Origin of the sequence: Pedobacter sp. CG_S7 (assembly GCF_040544395.1) — a bacterium.
Lineage (GTDB): Bacteria > Bacteroidota > Bacteroidia > Sphingobacteriales > Sphingobacteriaceae > Pedobacter.
The window spans coordinates 1-21,388 of record NZ_JBEONS010000040.1; the positions used below are offsets into that span (position 1 = coordinate 1).

Annotated in this window: 18 protein-coding genes and 2 pseudogenes; 14 read left to right on the forward strand and 6 right to left on the reverse strand. The window is 35.4% G+C overall.

Translation table 11 applies throughout. The features are described from left to right. Positions 1 to 74: 74 nt before the first annotated feature. The 4 genes from AAKU52_RS15190 to AAKU52_RS15205 form a co-directional block, all read right to left on the reverse strand. Positions 75 to 389: a hypothetical protein gene (locus tag AAKU52_RS15190; protein ID WP_354335042.1), complete on the reverse strand. Its 315-nt coding sequence runs from the start codon at positions 387 to 389 to the stop codon at positions 75 to 77. 441 nt (positions 390 to 830) lie between these two features. Further along, a complete protein-coding gene (locus AAKU52_RS15195) occupies positions 831 to 1,058 on the reverse strand; it encodes a hypothetical protein (RefSeq protein ID WP_354335044.1) in 228 nt (75 codons plus the stop codon). 254 nt (positions 1,059 to 1,312) lie between these two features. Continuing rightward, positions 1,313 to 3,070, reverse strand: coding sequence for an AAA domain-containing protein (locus tag AAKU52_RS15200; RefSeq protein WP_354335046.1), 1,758 nt, complete (start codon positions 3,068 to 3,070; stop codon positions 1,313 to 1,315). Further along, positions 3,070 to 7,071, reverse strand: a complete 4,002-nt coding sequence (locus AAKU52_RS15205) for a sacsin N-terminal ATP-binding-like domain-containing protein (protein WP_354335048.1) — start codon at positions 7,069 to 7,071, stop codon at positions 3,070 to 3,072. Before AAKU52_RS15205 ends, AAKU52_RS15200 begins: the two co-directional genes overlap by 1 nt. Before the next feature lie 413 nt (positions 7,072 to 7,484). Between AAKU52_RS15205 and AAKU52_RS15210 the strand changes: the two are divergent. The 4 genes and pseudogenes from AAKU52_RS15210 to AAKU52_RS15225 form a co-directional block, all read left to right on the forward strand. Further along, positions 7,485 to 7,610, forward strand: a pseudogene (locus tag AAKU52_RS15210) (helix-turn-helix domain-containing protein); the annotation flags it as partial. 163 nt (positions 7,611 to 7,773) lie between these two features. Continuing rightward, positions 7,774 to 8,295 (forward strand): AAA family ATPase, encoded by a 522-nt coding sequence (locus AAKU52_RS15215; protein ID WP_354335050.1) that lies wholly within the window; start codon positions 7,774 to 7,776, stop codon positions 8,293 to 8,295. Between the two features lie 84 nt (positions 8,296 to 8,379). Continuing rightward, entirely contained in the window at positions 8,380 to 8,637 is a 258-nt protein-coding gene (locus tag AAKU52_RS15220; protein ID WP_354335051.1) for a hypothetical protein, read from the forward strand. A 71-nt stretch (positions 8,638 to 8,708) separates the two neighbouring features. Then, positions 8,709 to 8,870: a hypothetical protein gene (locus AAKU52_RS15225; RefSeq protein ID WP_354335053.1), complete on the forward strand. Its 162-nt coding sequence runs from the start codon at positions 8,709 to 8,711 to the stop codon at positions 8,868 to 8,870. On the opposite strand, the gene AAKU52_RS15230 is transcribed toward AAKU52_RS15225, so the two are convergent. Further along, positions 8,867 to 9,082, reverse strand: a complete 216-nt coding sequence (locus tag AAKU52_RS15230) for an IS3 family transposase (protein WP_354335082.1) — start codon at positions 9,080 to 9,082, stop codon at positions 8,867 to 8,869. The genes AAKU52_RS15225 and AAKU52_RS15230 overlap by 4 nt on opposite strands. A 33-nt stretch (positions 9,083 to 9,115) precedes the next feature. On the opposite strand from AAKU52_RS15230, the gene AAKU52_RS15235 reads away from it, so the two are divergent. The 10 genes and pseudogenes from AAKU52_RS15235 (at position 9,116) to AAKU52_RS17560 (ending at position 19,282) form a co-directional block, all read left to right on the forward strand. Further along, a complete protein-coding gene (locus AAKU52_RS15235; RefSeq protein ID WP_354335055.1) occupies positions 9,116 to 9,445 on the forward strand; it encodes a nucleotide pyrophosphohydrolase in 330 nt (109 codons plus the stop codon). After that, complete coding sequence (locus tag AAKU52_RS15240; protein ID WP_354335058.1) at positions 9,442 to 10,938, forward strand: DNA/RNA helicase domain-containing protein; 1,497 nt, start codon at positions 9,442 to 9,444, stop codon at positions 10,936 to 10,938. The genes AAKU52_RS15235 and AAKU52_RS15240 overlap by 4 nt, the downstream gene beginning before the upstream one ends. Beyond that, positions 10,847 to 11,065, forward strand: a complete 219-nt coding sequence (locus AAKU52_RS15245; RefSeq protein ID WP_354335061.1) for a DNA/RNA helicase domain-containing protein — start codon at positions 10,847 to 10,849, stop codon at positions 11,063 to 11,065. The genes AAKU52_RS15240 and AAKU52_RS15245 overlap by 92 nt, the downstream gene beginning before the upstream one ends. Further along, positions 11,058 to 11,636 (forward strand): S24 family peptidase, encoded by a 579-nt coding sequence (locus AAKU52_RS15250; protein WP_354335062.1) that lies wholly within the window; start codon positions 11,058 to 11,060, stop codon positions 11,634 to 11,636. The genes AAKU52_RS15245 and AAKU52_RS15250 overlap by 8 nt, the downstream gene beginning before the upstream one ends. 18 nt (positions 11,637 to 11,654) lie before the next feature. After that, positions 11,655 to 14,798 carry a DEAD/DEAH box helicase gene (locus tag AAKU52_RS15255; RefSeq protein ID WP_354335064.1) on the forward strand — a complete coding sequence of 1,048 codons (3,144 nt, stop codon included), beginning with the start codon at positions 11,655 to 11,657 and terminating at the stop codon, positions 14,796 to 14,798. Between the two features lie 9 nt (positions 14,799 to 14,807). Further along, entirely contained in the window at positions 14,808 to 15,206 is a 399-nt protein-coding gene (locus AAKU52_RS15260; protein ID WP_354335066.1) for a hypothetical protein, read from the forward strand. Positions 15,207 to 15,278: 72 nt separating this feature from the next. Continuing rightward, positions 15,279 to 15,611: an HNH endonuclease gene (locus tag AAKU52_RS15265; RefSeq protein WP_354335068.1), complete on the forward strand. Its 333-nt coding sequence runs from the start codon at positions 15,279 to 15,281 to the stop codon at positions 15,609 to 15,611. A 210-nt stretch (positions 15,612 to 15,821) separates the two neighbouring features. Next, complete coding sequence (locus AAKU52_RS15270; RefSeq protein WP_354335070.1) at positions 15,822 to 16,826, forward strand: type IV toxin-antitoxin system AbiEi family antitoxin; 1,005 nt, start codon at positions 15,822 to 15,824, stop codon at positions 16,824 to 16,826. After that, a complete protein-coding gene (locus tag AAKU52_RS15275; RefSeq protein ID WP_354335072.1) occupies positions 16,795 to 17,622 on the forward strand; it encodes a hypothetical protein in 828 nt (275 codons plus the stop codon). Before AAKU52_RS15270 ends, AAKU52_RS15275 begins: the two co-directional genes overlap by 32 nt. A 502-nt stretch (positions 17,623 to 18,124) precedes the next feature. Continuing rightward, positions 18,125 to 19,282, forward strand: a pseudogene (locus AAKU52_RS17560) (IS256 family transposase). Between the two features lie 80 nt (positions 19,283 to 19,362). Here AAKU52_RS17560 and AAKU52_RS15295 read toward each other — a convergent pair. Beyond that, positions 19,363 to 20,541, reverse strand: coding sequence for a dicarboxylate/amino acid:cation symporter (locus AAKU52_RS15295; protein ID WP_354335080.1), 1,179 nt, complete (start codon positions 20,539 to 20,541; stop codon positions 19,363 to 19,365). Positions 20,542 to 21,388 lie beyond the last annotated feature (847 nt).

The window sequence follows — 21,388 nt, forward strand, 5'->3', positions numbered from 1 at the left end:
AGGGAGTTTCCCACATTCCCACACCTCAAGCAACAATAACAATATTAATAATTAACATTGTAAGAATTATTGTCCTAACAATAGGGAGTACTATAGTCTATCTGATAATAGTCTGCAACTAATTTGCCCAGTATAAAGCTTACTGCTTCCCCTTCCTGCTCGAAAGGGTCATCACTTTTTTCATCTTCACCGGTACTTCTTTGATTTTCAAAGTCTTTTTGAACGAGTTCCCGATCTGTTTCATCTAACAGGTCTTTGGCCTCAAAACTGAAAGTCCTTTTTAAAGTTAACTCCCCATCCTCACGCAGTTTTTCCTTCACCCAATCTGGGCCGGCTTCAACAGTATATTCCAGTAAAAGTAGACTATTCGACGCATAAATTCTGATCATTACCGTGTTTGATTTTATAAATCAGTTCAATCAAACATAAAGGAAATAACAATACCCAGCAAGAGCGCCTTATATAGTTGCCACGCTGGCATTGAATCATATTTCTGCCTGCTCGCTGAACAGAAGATTTGGGTCTCGTCTCCGTTGATTGATAGCGGTAGCCAAACTCACTAAGGCACCGCTCTGTACTAATAAACGAAATGGTGAGGGACTTTATTTTAATGACACTCTTTCGCGACTTTGTTTTTTAATGTTTTTTCAACTTAATTCTCGAGATGGTCACCACTAAACGCTTTTCATAACTATTGTTCAAAGCGCTTTCTGTGTTTAAAATTATGGTTTAAATTCTTTCTAGAAATTTATTAACCAAGATATGGCTGACGTTGAAAAATATTAAAATTGCATTCTATTTTATTTTCTGTACCTGGCATACACCTAAGTTTATGATTTACAGCGTGTTTTACTTTCTGTAGAAAAATATAATAACTCTTTGATATTCAGTTTATTATATTTATAATAATTTGTACCTATATCGTACCCAAAAGCTTGTAACGTATTGATACACAGTGAATTTCTATTTTCTGTATCGGAAAATACATGCAATAACTTCATCCCCAATGTGGATTGATAATCGGGGTCTATATTAAGGATTCTACTGTCATTGTCCATGCTTGACAAGTTTAAGGGTGCGAATTTTTTTTCTTAGGGAAATAATCCAAATCATCATTATAATAAATACTATTGGCTCAATAATTACGAAAATCTATATGTTAATCTCCTCGTAAGACATCCCGAAAAATTTCGCAGCGTTACGCAATATTTGAACGCAAGGCTGAAATAGACTCTCTAGAAAAGGAGTGAGTTTGTTGATTAATTTCATTTTTAATAATTTATATCTATATGCAACTGACGTCACACTTGCTTTAGTTTATATTTGTATTTTTCATCTTCACATAAAATGAAAAATCCTTATCTAGTTTTTCTAAGTAGTTTTTAACCTCGGAATCCATGTGATAACCATCTAGAACCTCCTTATCAGCAATAATAATTGTGTTTTTTCGAGATCGGCTAGTAGCCACATTGAACAGTCTCTTTTCTATTGACCGATAATAACTTGCATTTGGAACAATGAAAATACATATATCCGTGGTTAAACCCTGAACTCGCGCAACAGTATCTACCAAAATGTTCTTTCGATTTCCAAAGGATTGATAAATATGTTTGTGTAATATTTTGGTCGTTTGAACGAAATGAGTTAAAACAGCAATGTTTAATTTATGATCAATGGATATTAAATAATTGATAAGATCAAGTGTAATTAGTACCGCATTTGTGGGTTTCAGATCATCTATTTCTAAATCAGTTTTAATTAATGTCGGTCCACCAGCCTGGTGAAAATATCTACCCGCCCCATTTACGCCCACTTCTAGTGGTTGCTTTAAAAGCGTTAGTGATTTAGAGGTTAGATTATTAGAATAAAATAGACCGGTATAATATGCAGCTCTATCTGTTAGTCTAAATGTTTCTGTCAGTTGGAAAATTGGCAATTTAGATAAATCTATCAACGCTGCCAACCCATTAACTAAATACCCATAATTCTTTTTTACGAGCTGGTCTTCGTTTACCGCAACAACTGGTGGCAATTGTTTGGTATCACCAATCCAAATATTCTTTTTACCTAACATTCTAGCTGCTGCAAACATTGCTAATAATGCCTGGCTTGCTTCGTCAACAATTACATAATCAAACGGTGGATTATTAACATATTGACTAGCTTGGCCGCTTACAATGTAAAATGTCGATAATATTAGCTTTCCTGGCTGTGGGCTAATTTCCTTTGCTGGTTGTAGATTTTCAATTGCAATCAACTCGTCAAGTGAAAGTTTAGTTTTAAGAACTAGATTTTCTAATAACATGCTATTTAATGCAGGTTTTTCAGCTATTTCTATTAACGCTCTGTTAGTTAAAGCAGTTACTAGCACGGACATACCTTCAGTGCATAACTTTGCACATATCTCTGCGATGAGATGTGTTTTTCCAGTACCAGGAGGGCCCTGAACAATTAAAGTATTTTGAAGTAGCAATTGAGCCAGCAGGTAATCTTTAGTATTTTTTTTATTATCAAGTAGTACTGGCTTCCAATTTGAATAATGAAAATCTTGATCCAGAATGTTTTTCACTGCTTCATCACTCTCATTGTTAACAATATTTTGAAGATTTTTTAAATATTCTATTGGCGGTTTGTTGGGGCCTAAAATCAAAATTATACCATCTGCATTCTGAATATTGTTAGCAAATTCTATTTCCATTCCTCGAAAGGCACAAATACTAAAGTCATTTTCAGTAGATGGCGCATGCCAAATACATATAATTTCTGTACAGTTTGTTTGGGATCTGATTAAATCGCCATAAGTTTTTCTTCCCCAATTTCTATAATTACGTAAGTCTTTCGGGACAGTAAAACAATTCAAATATTCGCGCTGCCTTGGAACACCACGTCTATTTGAAAATTTTAGAATCATTTCTCCATCCCGAAATTTAAGAAATTGCGCAACAAATAATTCCTCACGTTCATGTAATAGGAAAAGCGCAGAAGTATTTAACTTTTGATTGAACGTTTCGGTTTGTGCTTTTAATTCTTCGCCTAAAAATTGCCAATGCTGTTGCCTTTCGTAAGTCATTAATGCATCAGTTCTTTAACATCACCACCAGTTTCTACAATTCCAGTCGCCCCATTAAAAATATAAATTTCAGAACTATTAGCTGCAGTAAAATTCGGTGAATCCAGCTGGAAATAAACATTTTTGACAAATCTAAACACCTCTGCAAACTTTACTAATGCATCAAAAGAAAATGTGGAGGTTTCAAATTGAACGTGAAATTGGGAGTTAGCACGTAATAGGCCCTCAATGTTTAACACTTCTAGGTTTTGGTTTCCTCTATGAACCCAAAACATCGCGTTCGGTTTACATAATTGTAACCATTCGTTAGGTCTGATATTGAACTTATAACTGGAATTTTTGTAGCTCTTCACGACCAAGGGACATTCTACACTGTCCTTATAAACCCCATTTATCACAGAATTATTCTCACTTGTACCAGTAAATTCATAACCTTCGCTTAATAGCCGTTTGTAAACTAATTCCCGTGCAACCCTATTTTCTTCATTCTTGCCTTTTTGCTCCAAATGCTTGCTAGATGGAAAACTAATATTCTCTTCCATCAGCCCATTATGATGATCTGATAAAATTTGTTTCAATTGTTCTATTGAGATATTATTTTCATGTAACAGTTCTGACAATTCATTCTGAATTATCGGGGTTAAATTTCTTGAATATTTTTCACTGAATGCCTGAGACTGTTTAATTGCTTTCTCCGGGATAATTGAGTAATCTATTCCGACCTGAGTGAGCCAGTCTTTGAATTCCTCAATCGTCGACTGAAGTGCTAATCGAATTTCCTCTTCTTCATCTTTTATTCCAAGAAGGTTTGCTATTTCAGGGATAAGTGAATATAACGTCATCGGAGAGTTCCATTTACCAACAAAATAAATATTATTTCTCTCAATAAAGGTTTTGACGCTTGGACCTTTAATTTTCTCTGATTGGTAAACAAACGCTAAAGATATTTCAGTACATTCATAAAGATGAGTGAGGGACAAGATATTTGTCATTTCTTTGAATACATCCTCAAAGTTGGCAGATTCTTTTGTTGCCACTATTAAAGAAATGTATGGTGCAATCGCCTGTAATTTCAACTTTAATTGATTTTCTTCAATAGGTGAAATTATCCGAGGTAAAAAATCATCGATAATTTGGACGCCAAATAATCTGAAAAGTTCATCGATATTGCTATCTCCCATATTGCTATCAGGGAGATACACGGTTTTCATCTCCTGGGCTTCAACTGTAAATTTGGGAACCTTTATATAAAAAAGTTCAGCTGCTAATTCAAATGATCCTTGTTTTGATAAAATTGGAACATTCAATGCCCAATCTTGCAATTGTTTTTTCTTCTTATTTGTGTATTTAGGTATTTCTGAAGCAATTTTGGTATATATTAATCCAACCTGTTTCTTGTTTTTTGATTGTTGCTCTGCCTTATAATCTTTGGAAATTCCCTCTAATACAACTAGATAATCCTCTAATTCTAATTTTTGCTTCAAACGAAGAATCTCATTCCATTCGGCAGGTAATAGTCCTTCGTAACTTAACACCGGGAGAAAATCACCTGCAATTTTCATTATTTCATCGTCGTTGATAAATGTTTCACTAGCTAATTTACAAAGGCCTAATGTGGTAGGAATAACGGGCATATTGTCAATGACCCATTTATTGTAGCTTTCTTTTCGGTTATGTGGTTCCGAATTATCACCCCAATAACCGTGAAATCCTTGGTTAAACTTCGATAAATCCAATTGTTGCAAAACTTGCTTCCAGAATATCTTAGAAAAATCAAAATCTTCCGCTAGTTCAATAAACGATATTTTGTTAATGTTATAATAGTTGAAGGTTACATGATAGGAATCTTGTGTGTACCAAGGATGATAATCCATTCCTTTATGTTGATCAAAGAATTTCACATTACACTCTCCGCTATTAGAACGAGATAGCCACTTATGCTCCTTGTAATCTATATTTTCAGCCACCCCGATTTTAATGAAGAAGTCTCTCCATAAGATTTTCGAAGAACCATCTACACAATACATTTCAGATATATAGAAGTCTTCCTTATTGTAAAAGCTCTCAATCTCAACCCTTGGATTATAATAATCAGGTAAATAGCAGTTAACTGCTGATACTATCCTTCTCCCTCCTTTTGTTAATAATTTAAGATGTTGGAGTTTTTCATAGTGCCCATCGCTCAACTCGCCCTTTTGATGTAGTTCAAATAAAAAATTTGTAGTTTCAAACCAATTACTGCCAGTAATATAAGTTGCTATATTATTAATGATTTCACGTTCGACATAGGCTATATCTGATGGTTCTTCGATACCCAGCTTTTCTAACCACAATTTTAAATCAGGATTTTTAACAATATCTCTGTACACCGACTCGAGAATAACTGCGCCTTGTTTGCCGTGAGATGTGATGAATTCTTTTGTTGGAAAACAAACTTCCTTCGGTGCTTTTAGTTTTCTCCCTTTAGCAAAAATGAAAGGCAGGTCTTTCAATTTGTTATGAAAGTCATGGTCATTGAATTTAAAGAAGAATTCTATTAAAGCATAATTGTCTTGAACCTGAAAATTGCGTTTAAATACTGGTGATTTCAAAAAAGGCACAATTCCTTCTTCATCAAAATCTATAGCTCCAATCTTTTTCAGTTTATACCTCTTAAATAGATTTGAGTTTGCAAATTGAAGTATAGCTTTGTCCTTGTTTTCTTTTTCAGCTATATACTCGCAGATTATTTCTGACAAGAAATTTAAGTCAGACAAACTAGAGTTATCGATAATTATTTCTGAAACTTTTTTTAAACCCTGAGCTGTTGGAACAAACTCTTTAGTTCTGATCGCATTGCCAAATGATAAATTGAAGCACTTTTTTAAGGGATTTCCGTTTTGAACAAATTTTTCCGGCAGAATACTTAAAATAGAGCGTTCGAATTTTGAAGAAGCTAAAACCGCAATCCAGTCGATAATTTTTTCAGCAATCACTTCCATTAGCCATTGATTCCATGCTCGGTCCTCATGTAAACCTTCCCTAGCTGCTGTCGTTAGAAAATTACCGTTAACCAGAAACGGAAAATTAAATTGACTTACTTTGGTAGGTAGGTAAGTGAATATTAAGCTTTCAGAAGACATTAGCTGCTTTATTTGCTCATTTTCTACCTTAGCTGCAAATGATATTTCCGTAAAATTGGCAGCTTTAAGTTTTTCCGGAGTTTTAGGGTCTGATTTTATTGCTAGTTTTGTTTGAGAATCGATTTCAATCTGCTCAAAAGTCTTTATGACCCAGGCACTGATTTCTTTACTGTCTTTAAAAAGAACAACTTCGTTAAACAATGTGCTCTTAAAAATGATTTTCTTCTCAACATACAAGAGTTCATTTCCATTTTTTGAAATGGAAATTTTATTAATTTTCCTTAAGAATAGTAGGATTTGGCCGTTTCCAACTAACTCCTCTAGATCTTTATAAAATGAATTAGTCTCTTCAAATTCTAAGACAGTAGTTACCGTAAATTGGTTCTTTATAAGACTTTTTTGTACAGGGATTGAAAGTTCGGCTAGTTCAGTCCAGATAGGAATGATTTGCCAAGGTACCATTGTTTTATGTGCATCTTTATCAAAGCGAAATTGATACCCGCCGGAGAATATAGTTACTCGTTTCGATTTGCCGAAAACCGATTTAAATCCGATGCCTTTGTAGCCTGTTTTATTTTCATCTGATTTTTTAGTACTTGAACCGGCACTTGTAATTGCGATTATATCACGTTCTTCAAAAGGTAAACCATTATGAGAGATTATGATGCAATGATCGAAAAATTCAAAATGAACTGTATTATTTGCATCAACAGCTGCGTCATCTGCATTTTGAATTAATTCATATGCAAATCGCTGGCTTTCAGAATAGATATCAGTTGATACAATGTCAAGTAGGTTTGCTGCGTCCTCAGCTTGACTTGGGTAGTTATAGGTGGACTTCTCTTGGAATAAATTTGAAATGAATTCTTGTTGTGACATAGGAGCGTTAATTTGTTTCTTGGAATGTACTTGCTGTTTAATTGTTAATTAGTATGAAATAACTTTTGGTTAATCTACAAAAAATATATTATTATACTTGTCCATGCTTACATCTCTTTGTTTAGTTACTTAAGTCCCTCTGTCATAAATCATTATTTTAAATATTTTTAAATCTTGATCAATATACTTTTTACACTTTCCATTTACTGTACAAAGTGTAATGGAATCCTTCCATACTCTCTGTTATTTGTGGTTGTTAATCAAATACTTAGCAATATGGAAGATCTAATGTTCACATCATTAAAAAAAGAGGAACTATCTACAATCATCGAGCATAGCATTAGAAAGGTGCTATCCGAAAGTCCTCCCTCAAAAACTGAGGCCAGTCCCAATGATCTCTCGCAAAGGCAACCGTCTATGCGCTAAGTTCCTGGGGCCGCATACCAGTTTTAAAAAAGTCTAAACGGCTTTACTTTTCAAGAAGCCAATTATTAGACTGGGTAAAAACTGGGCGTAAGAAAACTGTTGAGGAGATATAACAGGAAGCTGAGCAATATTCCTTAAAAGATAGGTACACCACGTACAAGTGAAATAAAAAAGGCGAAAACACAGCCATGTTTCCGCCTCATATTTTCACAGATGGGTACCGCTGCTTACAACCTAAAGGTACCGTTTTAAATTATTCATTCAAAATTGATTTAAATGGAAACCAACCACCAACATTCAAATAGTAATAATTCGATGTTTGAGGTCAGAACAGCAAATCAAGTCTTAAAAGACGCTGCTAATCTGCCTGATCCTATCGAGCTTTTCTCACCGCTCATCATCCAAGGCGAATTAATCATCCTTTTTGCAGATACTGGTATAGGGAAAACCGCACTCATTGTTCAAGTCGGAATCCAAATTGCTAAAGCCGATTGGATTGTATTTTACATAGACCTGGAGTTATCAGACAAGCAATTCGAAAAACGCTACCGAAATCCAGATGGTGTCCACTTCCAATTTCCACAAACATTTTTCAGAGCAAGTTACGCTTCGTTAAGAACGATGCCTGAAATGGAATATGAGAAGTTTTTCATCAAATCCTTAAAGGACAGCATAAGCCAAACCCAAGCCAGTGTGATCATCATAGATAACATGACCAAAGTTGTCTCAGGTGATACTGATTCTGCAAAAAACACGATCCCCATCATGAATAGCCTGAGTGAATTGAAATCTGCCTAGGGCTTAACTTTCATCATTCTGGAGCATAATAAGAAAGTAGATGATTGGCGGCCGATTAATCTAAATGATCTGCAAGGGTCAAAGATGAAGTCAAATTTTGCGGATTCAGTCTTTACTATTGGCAGGAGTGCTAATGATAAAAACATCCGGTACATCGAGGTGTACGAATGGGACGAGAAACACAATCTAAATAAAGCAACTATGAAGACTGCAATTGAAATCAACCAAATCCAAATCCATGATTATTTAAAAACTAGACGAATATATCCTGCAAGACGCTACTGCGGTTATTCCATGTACCATTCTTCTTTTAGGGAAGAAAGAACGCCATCCTTTAAGTAAGTGAGGTTAAAAACCTATGGATAGATTACGGTACTGGTGATGGTGGTACGTTAATCGACCTGGTCCTAAAAATGACCCCTGGTTTTAATGTTTCCTGTGCAATGGCAGAAATTGAAGCAGCGATGTTGACCGATCGCATCTTTTCTTTTCATCAGCCTATGCCAGTACAATCGGCACTTGAAAAATCGCTTTCAGTCAATGGAATTGCAACAATAAAGTTGACATTCGGTTAAGCTGCAATATTTTGTTTATTTAAGTTTCTTCCAAATTCTACTGGGGACAAGGACCCCAGGGCAGAATGTAGCCTTTTACGGTTATACCAAGTCTCTATATATTCAAAAACGATGAGTGCTGCTTGCTCTTTGTCTGCGAACTTATGCTGGTATACGCACTCAGCTTTAAGTTTAGTTCTAGGGATAAGTTGGTTTTCATTATCATTAAATATCTTTTCCTATTCGCCAAAATATTATATTGCACAATGAATAATTGGGATGACCTTCAGAAAGTGCTTGTGGCGTTTCGCGATGAAAGAGATTGGGAACAATTTCATAATTCGAAAGATTTGGCTTTAGCCTTATCTATCGAGGCAGCTGAACTAAATGAATTATTTCTTTGGAAAAAATCGGAAGAAGCCAACGTTGAAAAAGTTAAGGATGAATTGGCCGATGTACTAGCATACGCATTGTTATTGGCGGATAAGTACAAATTTGATGTCAATGAAATTGTAATGAATAAAATTAGAAAGAACGCTGAAAAATATCCTGCAGATAAGTCAAAAGGTACTTCTAAAAAGTATAACGAACTATGAGTTGGTCATTTGATTTATCAATTGAAGTCTCTGAGCAATACGATTTTAGCAAAAAGGCTTTAGGTATAATTGAACAAAACACATGGGTGAAGAACCAATGGCCTTTGGTCTATTTTATTCAAAATGAAGTAAATAAGGTAGCTTATGTAGGTGAATCTACCAATGCATCGCATAGATTTAGAAACCATTTAGCGAAACCCAAGAAGGCTGATGTTTTCAATAAAATATCGATCATTGGAAGTGATAAATTTAATAAATCTGCTACGCTAGATATCGAATCAAACTTAATTCAATACCTTACTGCAGAAGGTACTTATGCTTTACAGAACGGCAACTTCGGATTAATCAATCATAGCTATTATCAACAGGATCTTTACAAAGACCTGTTTAAGGAAATTTGGCTGAAGCTTTTGGCAAAAAAGGTAGTTAGTAAATCGCTAAAGGAGATTGAAAATTCTGAACTTTTCAAATATTCTCCCTATAAAGCATTAAATGAAGATCAATACAATTCAGTCCTGGAAATTCTACAAGGCCTAACGCGGAAAGGATCAAATAAGATTTTCATAAGTGGAAGTGCGGGAACCGGTAAGACTATTTTAGCAACTTATTTAGTCAAGCTATTAAATTCTGACGTCGACGAGTCATACGAAGAATACAATGATGACGAATTAAAAGAAATAAAATACATAAATGCTTTTCAAGCTAAGTATCCGCAAGCAAAAATCGGCTTAGTTATCGCTATGACCTCACTAAGAGAGTCCTTGGCCAGCGTCTTTAAAAAGATACCTGGATTAAAAGCTTCCATGATTCTAAATCCCTCAGATACCTTTAGGTCTGCCGAGTTATACGATCTATTAATTGTAGACGAAGCACACCGGTTAAGGCAATTTCGGAATATCAGTTGGATGGGTGCTTTTAGAAAAAACAATCAAAAGCTTGGTTTAGACGACACGGGAAATGAATTAGATTGGATTATCGCGAACAGTAAAAACCAGATTTTCTTTTACGATGCTGCTCAATCTGTTAAGCCTTCTGATATTAATGCTGAGGCGTTTGATAATTTACTAAATGATGAGGAGACATTGAAACTCGAACTTAAATCTCAAATGAGAGTAAAAGGAGGTAATAACTATATCAGATTCGTCGATGAATTGTTGCAAGTTAAACGAACTGAAACATCAAAATACGAGCCGACAGACTATGATTTGATGGTTTTCGATTCCTTGAAGACTATGTATAATCAACTAGGTGAAAAGGAAGAAAAATACGGTCTTTGCAGACTTGTAGCTGGTTATTCCTGGCCATGGCTGTCTAAAGAAAATAAAGATGCTATTGATATTAGAATTGATGATTTAGATTTTCAATGGAACCAAACTGATAAAGATTGGATCAATTCTTCAAATGCATTTCAGGAGATCGGATGTATTCATACCACACAGGGGGTACGATTTAAATTATACTGGGGTGATTTTCGGGAAGGAAATAACATATAACAAACTGACTGATTGTATTGAAATAGATCGGGATATGTATTTTGATAAGAATGGTAAAAATGGCATAGCAAATATCAGTCACTTAAAATCTTATATCATGAATATCTATAAAAACGATTATGTATAGGGGCATAAAAGGGGCTTTTGTTTATGCCTGCAATAAAGATTTAAACGAGTATTTTAAAAAACATATTAAAACATATAAAGCGGAAGTTCCCTTTCGAATACTGCCATTCAATGAGATTAACCCTTATGTAAACGCTATTCCCTTGGTTGATATTTCGGCTGCTGCCGGTGGATTTAGTGATTTGCAGATTCATGAGAATTTTGATTGGGTTGAACTCCCATTTAACATCTCAGCAAAAAAAGGCTACTTCATATGTAAGGTAGTTGGTGAATCCATGAATAAAAAAATACCAAATGGTGCTTACTGTCTCTTTAGGCAAGATGAGGGGGGAACTAGAAATGGTAAAACAGTGCTCGTAGAAAGCACACATGTTCAGGACAGTGACTTTGGTTCAGGATATACGGTTAAGGAATATCATAGAGAAAAGAAAATGAATGAAGATGGTTGGAATCATCAGTCCATTACATTAAAGCCGTTATCAACAGATGCTAACTTTGAGAATATAGAATTGTCTGGAGACAAACTCAATAGTTTCAAAGTAGTCGGGATTTTTGAGCGGGTTATAAATTAAAAACATTAAGAAGATGCTATGCCTTTACAAGAAGGAATCTACGAACAACTAATTACCAAGATTGTCAGCAATAAACTCGCGAATCTCAAAGAAGACACCTTTTTTGTCAGTAGTGTGGCCTTAGATAAAGACGAGGCCTCTAGGTATTTAAGTCAATATCTTTCTGAAACCATCAATTTCGCCTTAAACGCTATAAAAGGTGAGGGCGACATCCTTAAAAAAATAGACATATCGAATCAAATCGTACAGGTTCTTATTCGTGAACTTCCAGATTTAATGCTAACAGAAAATCTCATTGAAAATGAAGGCAAACTTTTACAGGCGGTATTTAATAAAATAGATTTTCCTTATCCAAATCTTACAGAACGGATTAAACAGATTATGCCTTATACCCGGCTAAGCCAAAGTGAGCTTTTCACAGGCAGCAACTCGGGAATATCTTTAGAAAGCGAAATCAAAAAAGAAATCCTATCCTCCAACGAGATCTGTTGGTTAGTGAGCTTTATAAAATTCTCTGGCATCCGAATCTTTAAGCAAGAATTGGAGGAATTTACCAATAGTGGGAGGAAACTGAGAATTATAACAACCACCTATATGGGGGCAACGGATGTAAAGGCAATAGAGTTTCTAGCCGGATTAAAAAACACCGACATTAAGGTGTCATACAATACGGCGCATGAACGCTTACATGCCAAGGCTTATTTGTTTCTCAGGGATTCTAGTTTTGATACCGGGTATATTGGTTCTTCTAATATTTCCAGATCCGCATTAACGAATGGGTTGGAATGGAACTTGAAAGTCACCACCAAAGAAGTTGGCCATATCATTGATAAGTTTAAAAAGACCTTTGACACCTATTGGGAAGATAAGGAATTTGAGTATTATAAACTCGGAGAGGATAAAGCGCGGTTGCATCGTGCGATCACTAAAGAAAACAATCATACTGTTGGAATAACCACTTTTTTTGATCTCAATTCATATCCTTATCAGACAGAGATATTGGAAAAGCTGGCTACGGAGCGAGCTGTTCATCAGCGTTACAAAAATTTATTGGTAGCAGCCACCGGTACTGGAAAGACGGTCATTTCTGCTTTCGACTATAAAAGATTTAAAGTCAAATTCCCTCGTGCAAGACTTTTATTTGTCGCGCATAAAAAAGAAATATTGATTCAGGCTCAGGAGACTTTTCGTCATGTATTAAGGGATGCGAACTTTGGCGAGTTATGGGTGGATGGTTTGGAGCCGGCATCGTATGATGATGTGTTCGCATCAGTTCAAACGTTAAACAATAGTATTGCAGATCTACAATTATCGGCGTCATTTTATGATTTTATAATAATAGATGAAGTTCATCACATTTCGGCTATTAGTTATCGGCCAATCTTGGAGAAATTTGAGCCTAAGATATTATTAGGACTGACGGCCACACCAGAAAGAATGGATGGTGACAATATTTTGAAAGATTTCTGCAATGTTATTGCAGCGGAAATCAGGCTTCCGGAGGCAATGAACAGGAAACTACTTTGTCCGTTCCAATACTTTGCAGTTTCAGATACCATAGATCTTGATACGGTAACTTGGAAAAATGGTCGCTATGAAAGTAAAGAGCTCACAAAAATTTACACTAAAGATGATCGGCGTGTTGCAGAAATTCTGTCTAACTGTGAAAAATACCTCACCGATTTAAACAACGTCAGGGCGTTAGGCTTTTGTGTGAGTACGGAACATGCGCGTTATATGGCTGAAAAGTTTATATATGCGGGTTTAAAAGCAGATTATTTAACTAGTGAAAATGCTAAAGAACAGCGAGCATCTGCTAAATCACGTTTACGTAACAAAGAAATCAATTATCTTTTCGTTGTTGATATTTTTAACGAAGGGGTAGACGTGCCTGAGTTGGATACCGTTTTGTTTTTAAGGCCAACAGAGAGTTTAACGATCTTCTTGCAGCAATTGGGGAGAGGGTTAAGATTAGCAGATGATAAAGATTGTCTCACTGTATTAGATTTTGTCGGCCAAGCAAGAGCAGAGTATGACTTTGAACATAAATTCAGGTCATTAGTAGGGAAAACCCACACGTCGATCCTTAAAGAAATTGAAGATGATTTCCCACATCTTCCACTTGGATGTTCTATAATATTAGAGAAAAAAGCAAAGGAAGTCATTCTCCAGAACATTAAAAAGGCATTGAACTTAAATAGGAATCAATTGATTTCGAAGATCGTTAACTTCATTCATCAATCGACCCTGGCTTTAACTTTAGCAAATTTTACTGCTTTTCACCATTTAGAATTGGCTCAAATTTACAAAAGAGGGAGTTGGAAGCTATTATGTGCCGATGCAGGGATAATTTCTCCATTTAGTGAGCCTTATGAAAAAGAAATAAAACGCTGCATCAAACGATTGATGCAGGGGAATTCTATCAGCTATTTTAGATTTATCCAAAAACTAATTGCCGGGAATTTTATTTTAACTGCTGCTAGCCAAGAAGAGCAGCTTTTTCAACTCATGTTTCATTATGATATTTGGCTTGACGCTGGGCCTAAGCTCCAATTTGACTCGTTGGAAGAAAGTTTAACCGCGTTGTTAACAAGTCCTATTATGGTTTCAGAACTTGCAGAGGTAGTCGTCATACTGATTAATAAAGTAGATTTCATAGAGAAAGAAATTGAGTTAAATTATGAAATGCCTTTGCGAATGCACAGCCGGTACAACCGTGATGAAATTCTGGCTGCTTTACAGTTCCATCGATTCGATAAAAAGTCGTCAAATAGGGAAGGTATTGCTTTGAATAAAGAGTTGAATACAGAGGCCTTGTTTGTAACGTTAAAAAAATCAGAAAAGGAATATTCGCCTACAACTTTGTATGACGATTATGCTATTAGTGAATCACTTTTTCATTGGCAGTCTCAAAATAGAGCATCTCCTGAAAATGCGTCTGGCCAGGCCTATATTTCTCAACATATTCTTGGAAGAAATATCCTGATTTTTGTACGGGAACAGAATGAAGATGAATATGGAAATACCATGTCGTATGTGTTTTTAGGTAAGGCGGATTTTATGAAAACAAGTGGTGAAAAGCCAATGAACGTAGAATGGAAGCTTCAGGAACCTATGCCGGCCTATATTTGGAAAGAGAGTGGAAAGTTAGCGGTAGGTTAAAAAAAAGAATTGAAAGAGTTGTTACAAAAATACCTAAGCGCCTTTTCTCGTTTAAAACGGGGGAATACGATTTATGGGAAGGCCCCTCATAAGCCTGTTTTATTGTTAAGCATTATTGAACTAATAGAGAAAGGCTTAGTAGTAAGCAATGCTATCCCAGTAAATGCAGATTTAGTAGGCACTTTTAAAGAAAATTGGCAATTATTAGTCCCTACTTTACATCAGGCAGATTTTACTCAACCTTTTTTTTATTTACAAAGTGAAAAAGCAGCAGGAGCACAAATTTGGTTTTTGCAAGCATATCCAGGCTGTCAAATTAATTCGTACATTAAATCCATAACTACCTTAGCGGCAGTGTGTGCCTATGGTTATTTCATTGAGGAGTTATTCTTCCTATTGGCTGATTAACAGGCAAGACTCAGCCTCAAACATTTACTGTTAGACGTTTACTTTGCAGAACATAAAGCCAGTTACTTAGCGGTGAAGCAGCGTGGTGATGGTTATTTGCATGTTCAAATTATCGACGTGCTAAATGAACCTGAAGCACAATATAAACACGTAAGTATCCATACAGAAGAAGATGTCTTCGTCCGTAACGGTCTTTTCAAACAGTTGGTTCCAAAAACTTATAACAATCAATGTAGTTTCACCGGGATGCAATTAACGAGTACTTTCAACTATAGTTTTGTTGATGCCTGCCACATAGTGCCATTCAGTTATTCTCATAACGATAAAGTAAATAATGGTATTGCACTTTGCCCGAATCTGCATAGAGCTTTTGATCGCGGATTGGTGAGTATATCTAACGACTAGTGCATCCTTATGGACTAAGGCAGTTGGCGGGAAATAATATATCATTACCAAATAATGAAATTCATTATCCTAATGTGGATGGGTTAAATTGGCATAGGGAAAATGTGTTTAAGGGATAATTGATAAAACGAGTCTGCGGTAATTCTTTTTATACTATTTGTTCGTTATATTTGTTTGTTCGCGTTTTGCAAACAACAAATATAAACGAACATGGAAGCAGACAAAATAGAAAAAGTTATTTCACTAGCATCCGCTAAGATGCCGACTCAACTTCAAATCTCCGGAATACCTTCTGCAAATCGTCATGCGGAGGAACAGATTGATTTTAAGTTTGATAAGAAGTGCACGAGACTGGTAGCCGAATATAAAAGCGAACCTAGACTCATGGATTTACCTTATTTAAGGACCAGAAAAGCTGATACTTCACCTTTAGTAATAGTTGCAATGCACATAAGTACTAGCGTCAAGGAAGAATTAAGGCGGGAAAAAATTAATTACCTGGATGCCGCTGGTAATCTATATTTAGCAATTAATTCAATGTATATTTTTATCGATGGCCAGAAGAAAGAAAGCATGAAAGAAGAAGTGAAAAATAGGGCTTTCACTAAAACAGGATTAAAAGTGGTTTTTGCTTTCTTACAAGATCCGGAGATAATTAATCTGCCTTACAGAACAATTTCAGAAAAGATAGATGTCTCTTTAGATACTGTTCACAATGTTATTAATGGATTAAAAGACTTGGGGTATATCATTTCTATTGTAAGAAAAGAATTAGCTTTAATTAATATTAAGCAACTTTTGCTACGCTGGATCCAAGAATATGAAATTAAATTAAAGCCAAGCCTATTTATCGGTAGTTTTCGTTTTGTTAAGAATGATGATATCGTGAATTGGAATGAGATTGAACTAAATGTGAGTGAAACGCAATGGGGAGGGGAACCGGCAGGTGCTCTAATCACAAATCATTTACGGCCTGCAGAATTTACAATTTATACAAGCAAAAAAAGGCTTGAGATAATGAAAGAATTAAAGTTATTGCCGGATCCAAATGGTAACTTAAAGTTGTACAAAAAATTTTGGATTAACAACGAGGATGAAAATGCATACGTACCAGAAATACTAGCTTATACAGATTTATTGAATCACGGAGATCCACGAAACTTAGAAATTGCGGAAAGAATTTATGAGCAACATATACAAGATAGATTTAAATAAAATCAGGCTTGAGAATTTAAAAGAAGTTTTCAGCATTCTTGAAGATCATCTTTCAAGACTTGATGTGAATTTTTATTTAATTGGAGCTGTTGCAAAAGATATGTGGATGTCGGGAGTACATGACGTAATGCTTAGTCGTATTACAAACGATTTAGATTTAGCCGTATTTGTAGAAAATGAAAATCAATATGAAAATCTCAAAACCGAACTAATCAATACCGGTCGATTTTCGGCCCTCAAATCCAGCAGATATACCTTTTTATTCGATAGTCGTACACAAATTGACATATTACCTTTTGGGGGGTTAAACATTGATGGACTTAATTTAAGCCACTCCATAGCGTTGACTGCTATACCTAATGGCTTTGCAGAGGTATTTAAAAAAGGTACGGCTCAACTTGAAATTCAAGGTCATGTTTTTGCGGTAAGTACTTTACCTGGAATTGTGTTATTAAAACTTATCTCCTATGATGATCGTCCGGAAAACCGGTATAAAGATTTAAAAGATATAGCGAATATAGTTGAGCATTATGACTATATGATGGGTGAGGTTTTGTTCGAAGAAGAATATTTAGATCTGTTGGAGTTAGATAGCAGGCTTACTATTTCTGCCCAGTTATTAGGTCGGCAAATTCTCCCGATTATTAGTGATTCTCCAATGCTGGTTGAAAGGGTTTTAAGAATTCTTGATAAGTATTCACTATATCTAGAAGATAAAACTTTTGAGAAAGAGGTCGAAATTAGGATAGACGTATTAAAGGAGATTAGGACCGGTTTTGTTTTCTTCTACAGATAATATAGGTTAAATTATCAAAGCTTGTATCTGCGCTGTAATAACTATTTGAAAGTCAATATATTTTACTTTCTGTATTCGGAAATAGGAGGAATGCCAAGTAATTTTCTTTTCATTTGCAGTCGAAATAAATGGTGATTTAGAACGGCCGAGGATATCTTCAAGAATGTTCAAGGCTTGAGTGTTCGTTCTGCTGGCACTTCCAACTCGGCGCGAATTAAAGTAAACGAAAAGCTTGCAGAATGGGCAGATTTAATATTTGTGATTGAAAAGAATCATAAACAATGGTTGAATTAAAAGTATTCTTCATCGTTGAATGGCAAGGAAGTAATCATATTGGAAATCCCTGATGAATATCTGTATATGGATGCTGAATTAGTTAATATGTTTGAAACCGTATTGGGAGCCTTATATTTAAGCTTAATGACGTATTAGATTTATCTATTACCGAGCGTGTAACGCGAACTGTGTCAGAGACACGTTAAACACTTGGACACTATATCTCATGGTAACACAAGACGAATTTGACTTTGAATCCTTTAAGAAGGAAGCAATAGCAAGTCTTTACTCAGGTAAGATGACTGGCACAGACGGGGTTTTGGCACCGATGATGAAACATTTTTTAGAAGGTATGATGGGCCGGTGAACTGGATCAACATCTTTCTGAGAGCAAGTGATTGGAGCAGCCGAATCGTAGAAACGGAAAAAGCAAGAAGACTGTCCGCAGTTTGAGTGCTGGTTAATTTGAAATGGAAATTAGTAGGGACAGGCTTAGTACCTTTGAGCCAAAGAATGCTTCCAAGCGGCAATTGATCATTATTGAAGAGCTTGAAGGCAACATCTTATCTATGTATGCGATGGGCATGAGCACACGTGGAATGCGGGATTATGTTCATGAAATGTATACAATGGATATTTTGCCTGCAGAGATTTCAATAATTACTGATAGTGTACTTCCCGCGGTTCAAGAATAGCGAAATCGAGCATTGGAGAGTGTTTACCCTTTTGTATTCCTAGATTGTATGTTCTTCAAGGTGAGGGTAAATGGTGCCGTTGAAAGTGAAGGTGCTAAGTTCTGGCTTTCTGCGCTGACTGATCTAAAGGCACGTGGTGTCCAGGATATCATTAATACTTGCATAGATGGCCTGAAAGGATTTCCTGAGGCTGTGGAAATGATTTTCCCCAGAACCAGAGTTCAGTTGTGTATCGTTCACCAAATCCGCTCTTCCATGCGTTATATTCCTGAAAAATATAAAAAAGCGGTTATGGAAGATATGAAACCCATTTATCAGGCCAACAATGAGCAGTTGGGCTATGAAAGTTTACTTGAATTTGAAGAGAAATGAGGGAAGAATATCCCCTGAGTTGCAAATCCTGGTTGGACAATTGGTTGAATCTCTCTCCATTTTTTGAATATGACTATATCATAAGAAAAATCAACTACACCATTAATCCGATTGAAGGTATACACCTGCAAATCCGAAAAATCACGAAAACTAAAGGCGCTTTTCCATCTGAGCAGGCATTAATGAAACTGATATATCTGGTTATTAAAAACATCAGTGAAAAATGGACGATGCCATTCCACAATTGGAGACTGGCTTTTTCACAATTATTTATTCTATTCGGGGATAGAATTCTCCAGGAGCATAATAGCTTCTGAGAAGCATTAATTTAATAATGACAAGTTGGTGAAACACTATCGGTGTAATTGATCTTAGCTATAAGCAGCCTTGAAATAGGTTATTTCGTTTCGCTAGAGCTTGTTATTTTGTCAACAACTAAAGCAATTGCACCATCGCCAGTTACATTACATGCAGTACCAAAACTATCCATTGCGATATATAGTGCTATCATTAATCCAATCATCTCTTCGTTAAAACCCAGCATAGATTGTAAGATTCCCACAGCTGCCATAATTGCTCCTCCAGGAACACCAGGTGCTGCAACCATAGCAATTCCTAGCATAAATATAAAACCTGCGAAAAGTGTAAAATCAAAAGGCATTCCATTTAAAATCATTAATGCCATCGCACAAGCGGTAATTTTCATAATACTTCCAGATAGATGGATCGTAGCGCATAAAGGAATTACAAAACCAGCAATTCTCTCTGAAACCCCATTTTTTAAAGTCTGCTCCAAAGTAACAGGAATAGTAGCTGCCGAAGACTGTGTACCCAATGCTGTAAAATATGCTGGCGTCATTGTTAGCAATAGCTTAAAAGGATTTTTCTTTGTAACTACAGCTGCAATAGTGTATTGAATTAATAATAATAAAATGTGTAGGGCAAAAATTACTCCAATGATGCTTATAAATACTGAGAGGATTGAAACTACTTTTCCACTATAAGACATACTTGTGAATATCCCCAATATGAATAATGGTAATAGTGGAACAATTACGTTTTCTATGAGTTGCATTATGATAGTCTGGAAGTCTTTCACCACTAATTTTAAGCTTGATTTCTCTTGATATGAAACCCCTATGCCAATAATAAAAGCTAGAAACAAAGAAGTCATAACATCTAAAGCAGGTGGGATGCTAATACTAAAATAGGGTTTTAGTTCAGGACTAGAACCTACTACCTGAGCCATATTATTTACATGAGTAGCCAAAAGTTGTGGAAATATTCCTGCTGTGACAAAATAAGTGCTAAAACCCGAAAATAAAGTCGAACCATAGGCAATAGCAACAGTAAGCAATAATAATTTACCAGCGCTTTTGCCTAAATCAGAAATAGCAGACATTATTAATCCCATTATTATCAGCGGAATGGCAAAATTTAAAAATTGTCCAAAAAAATCATTAAAGGTTGTAAATACCCTATTTACAGATTCGGGTAAATACAGTCCGAAAACAATACCTAGAACTATGGCAAGAAAAATTTTAAATAGTAAGTTCGAAAATAAACGCTTCATCATATATGCTGAATTGTAAAAGACTATAAAAGTCTTAATATAGATTGTTTTTAAGTTCGCTAATATACGGGTTTGCGCAGGTTTCCTTAAAGGTCTCCACTTTTAAGTTATTTGCATATAAAAATAGGATTTTAAGATATTCTATACGCCTTTGCATATAATTTGTTGTATTTGATTTAATTACGAGCAATTACATATAATGGAAAATCTTTTACAATTTATAAAAGACAAAAGAAAAGAAATTAATCCAAGAAGAATTTGCGGATAGGGCAGGTATTGCCTTGACTGTGATCCGAAAAATTGAATAGGGTAAAGAAAATCTTAATCTTTCCAGTGTAAATCAAGTGCTATAAATGTTTGGGTATATATTAGCGCCAATTCAAGACAGTAGTAGCTCTAGAGATAACGAATGATGAGAAAAGCAAATATTTCATCAAGATTTATGAGCTGGTTTACTTTTTGAAACCGATGAGGGGGAATAAACCTTTGAGTATGAAATACATTATAACGCTGATTATCCAAATCAGTTTATTACTTTTTCAATGCCAGAAATTAAAGGTAAGGATAAAGAAAACAGACTGTTTCCTTTTTTGAAGGATTGATAACGGAAGGTTGGCTTTTAGATATTGCTTCTAAAAATTGGAAAATCAATCAAAATGATTGAATGTGATTTCTTTTGGCTTGCTGTTAGAATTGTATATAGGAAGGCACCTCATAAGCCTGTTTTATTGCATTTTAAGAATCTGATCTAAACGATGTAGCCGGTAAGTATAAGTGCAGGATTTTTGGCAATTAGGAGTACACAACATTCGGTAAGAATACCGCCGAGAAAACGGTAAGAACGAATACA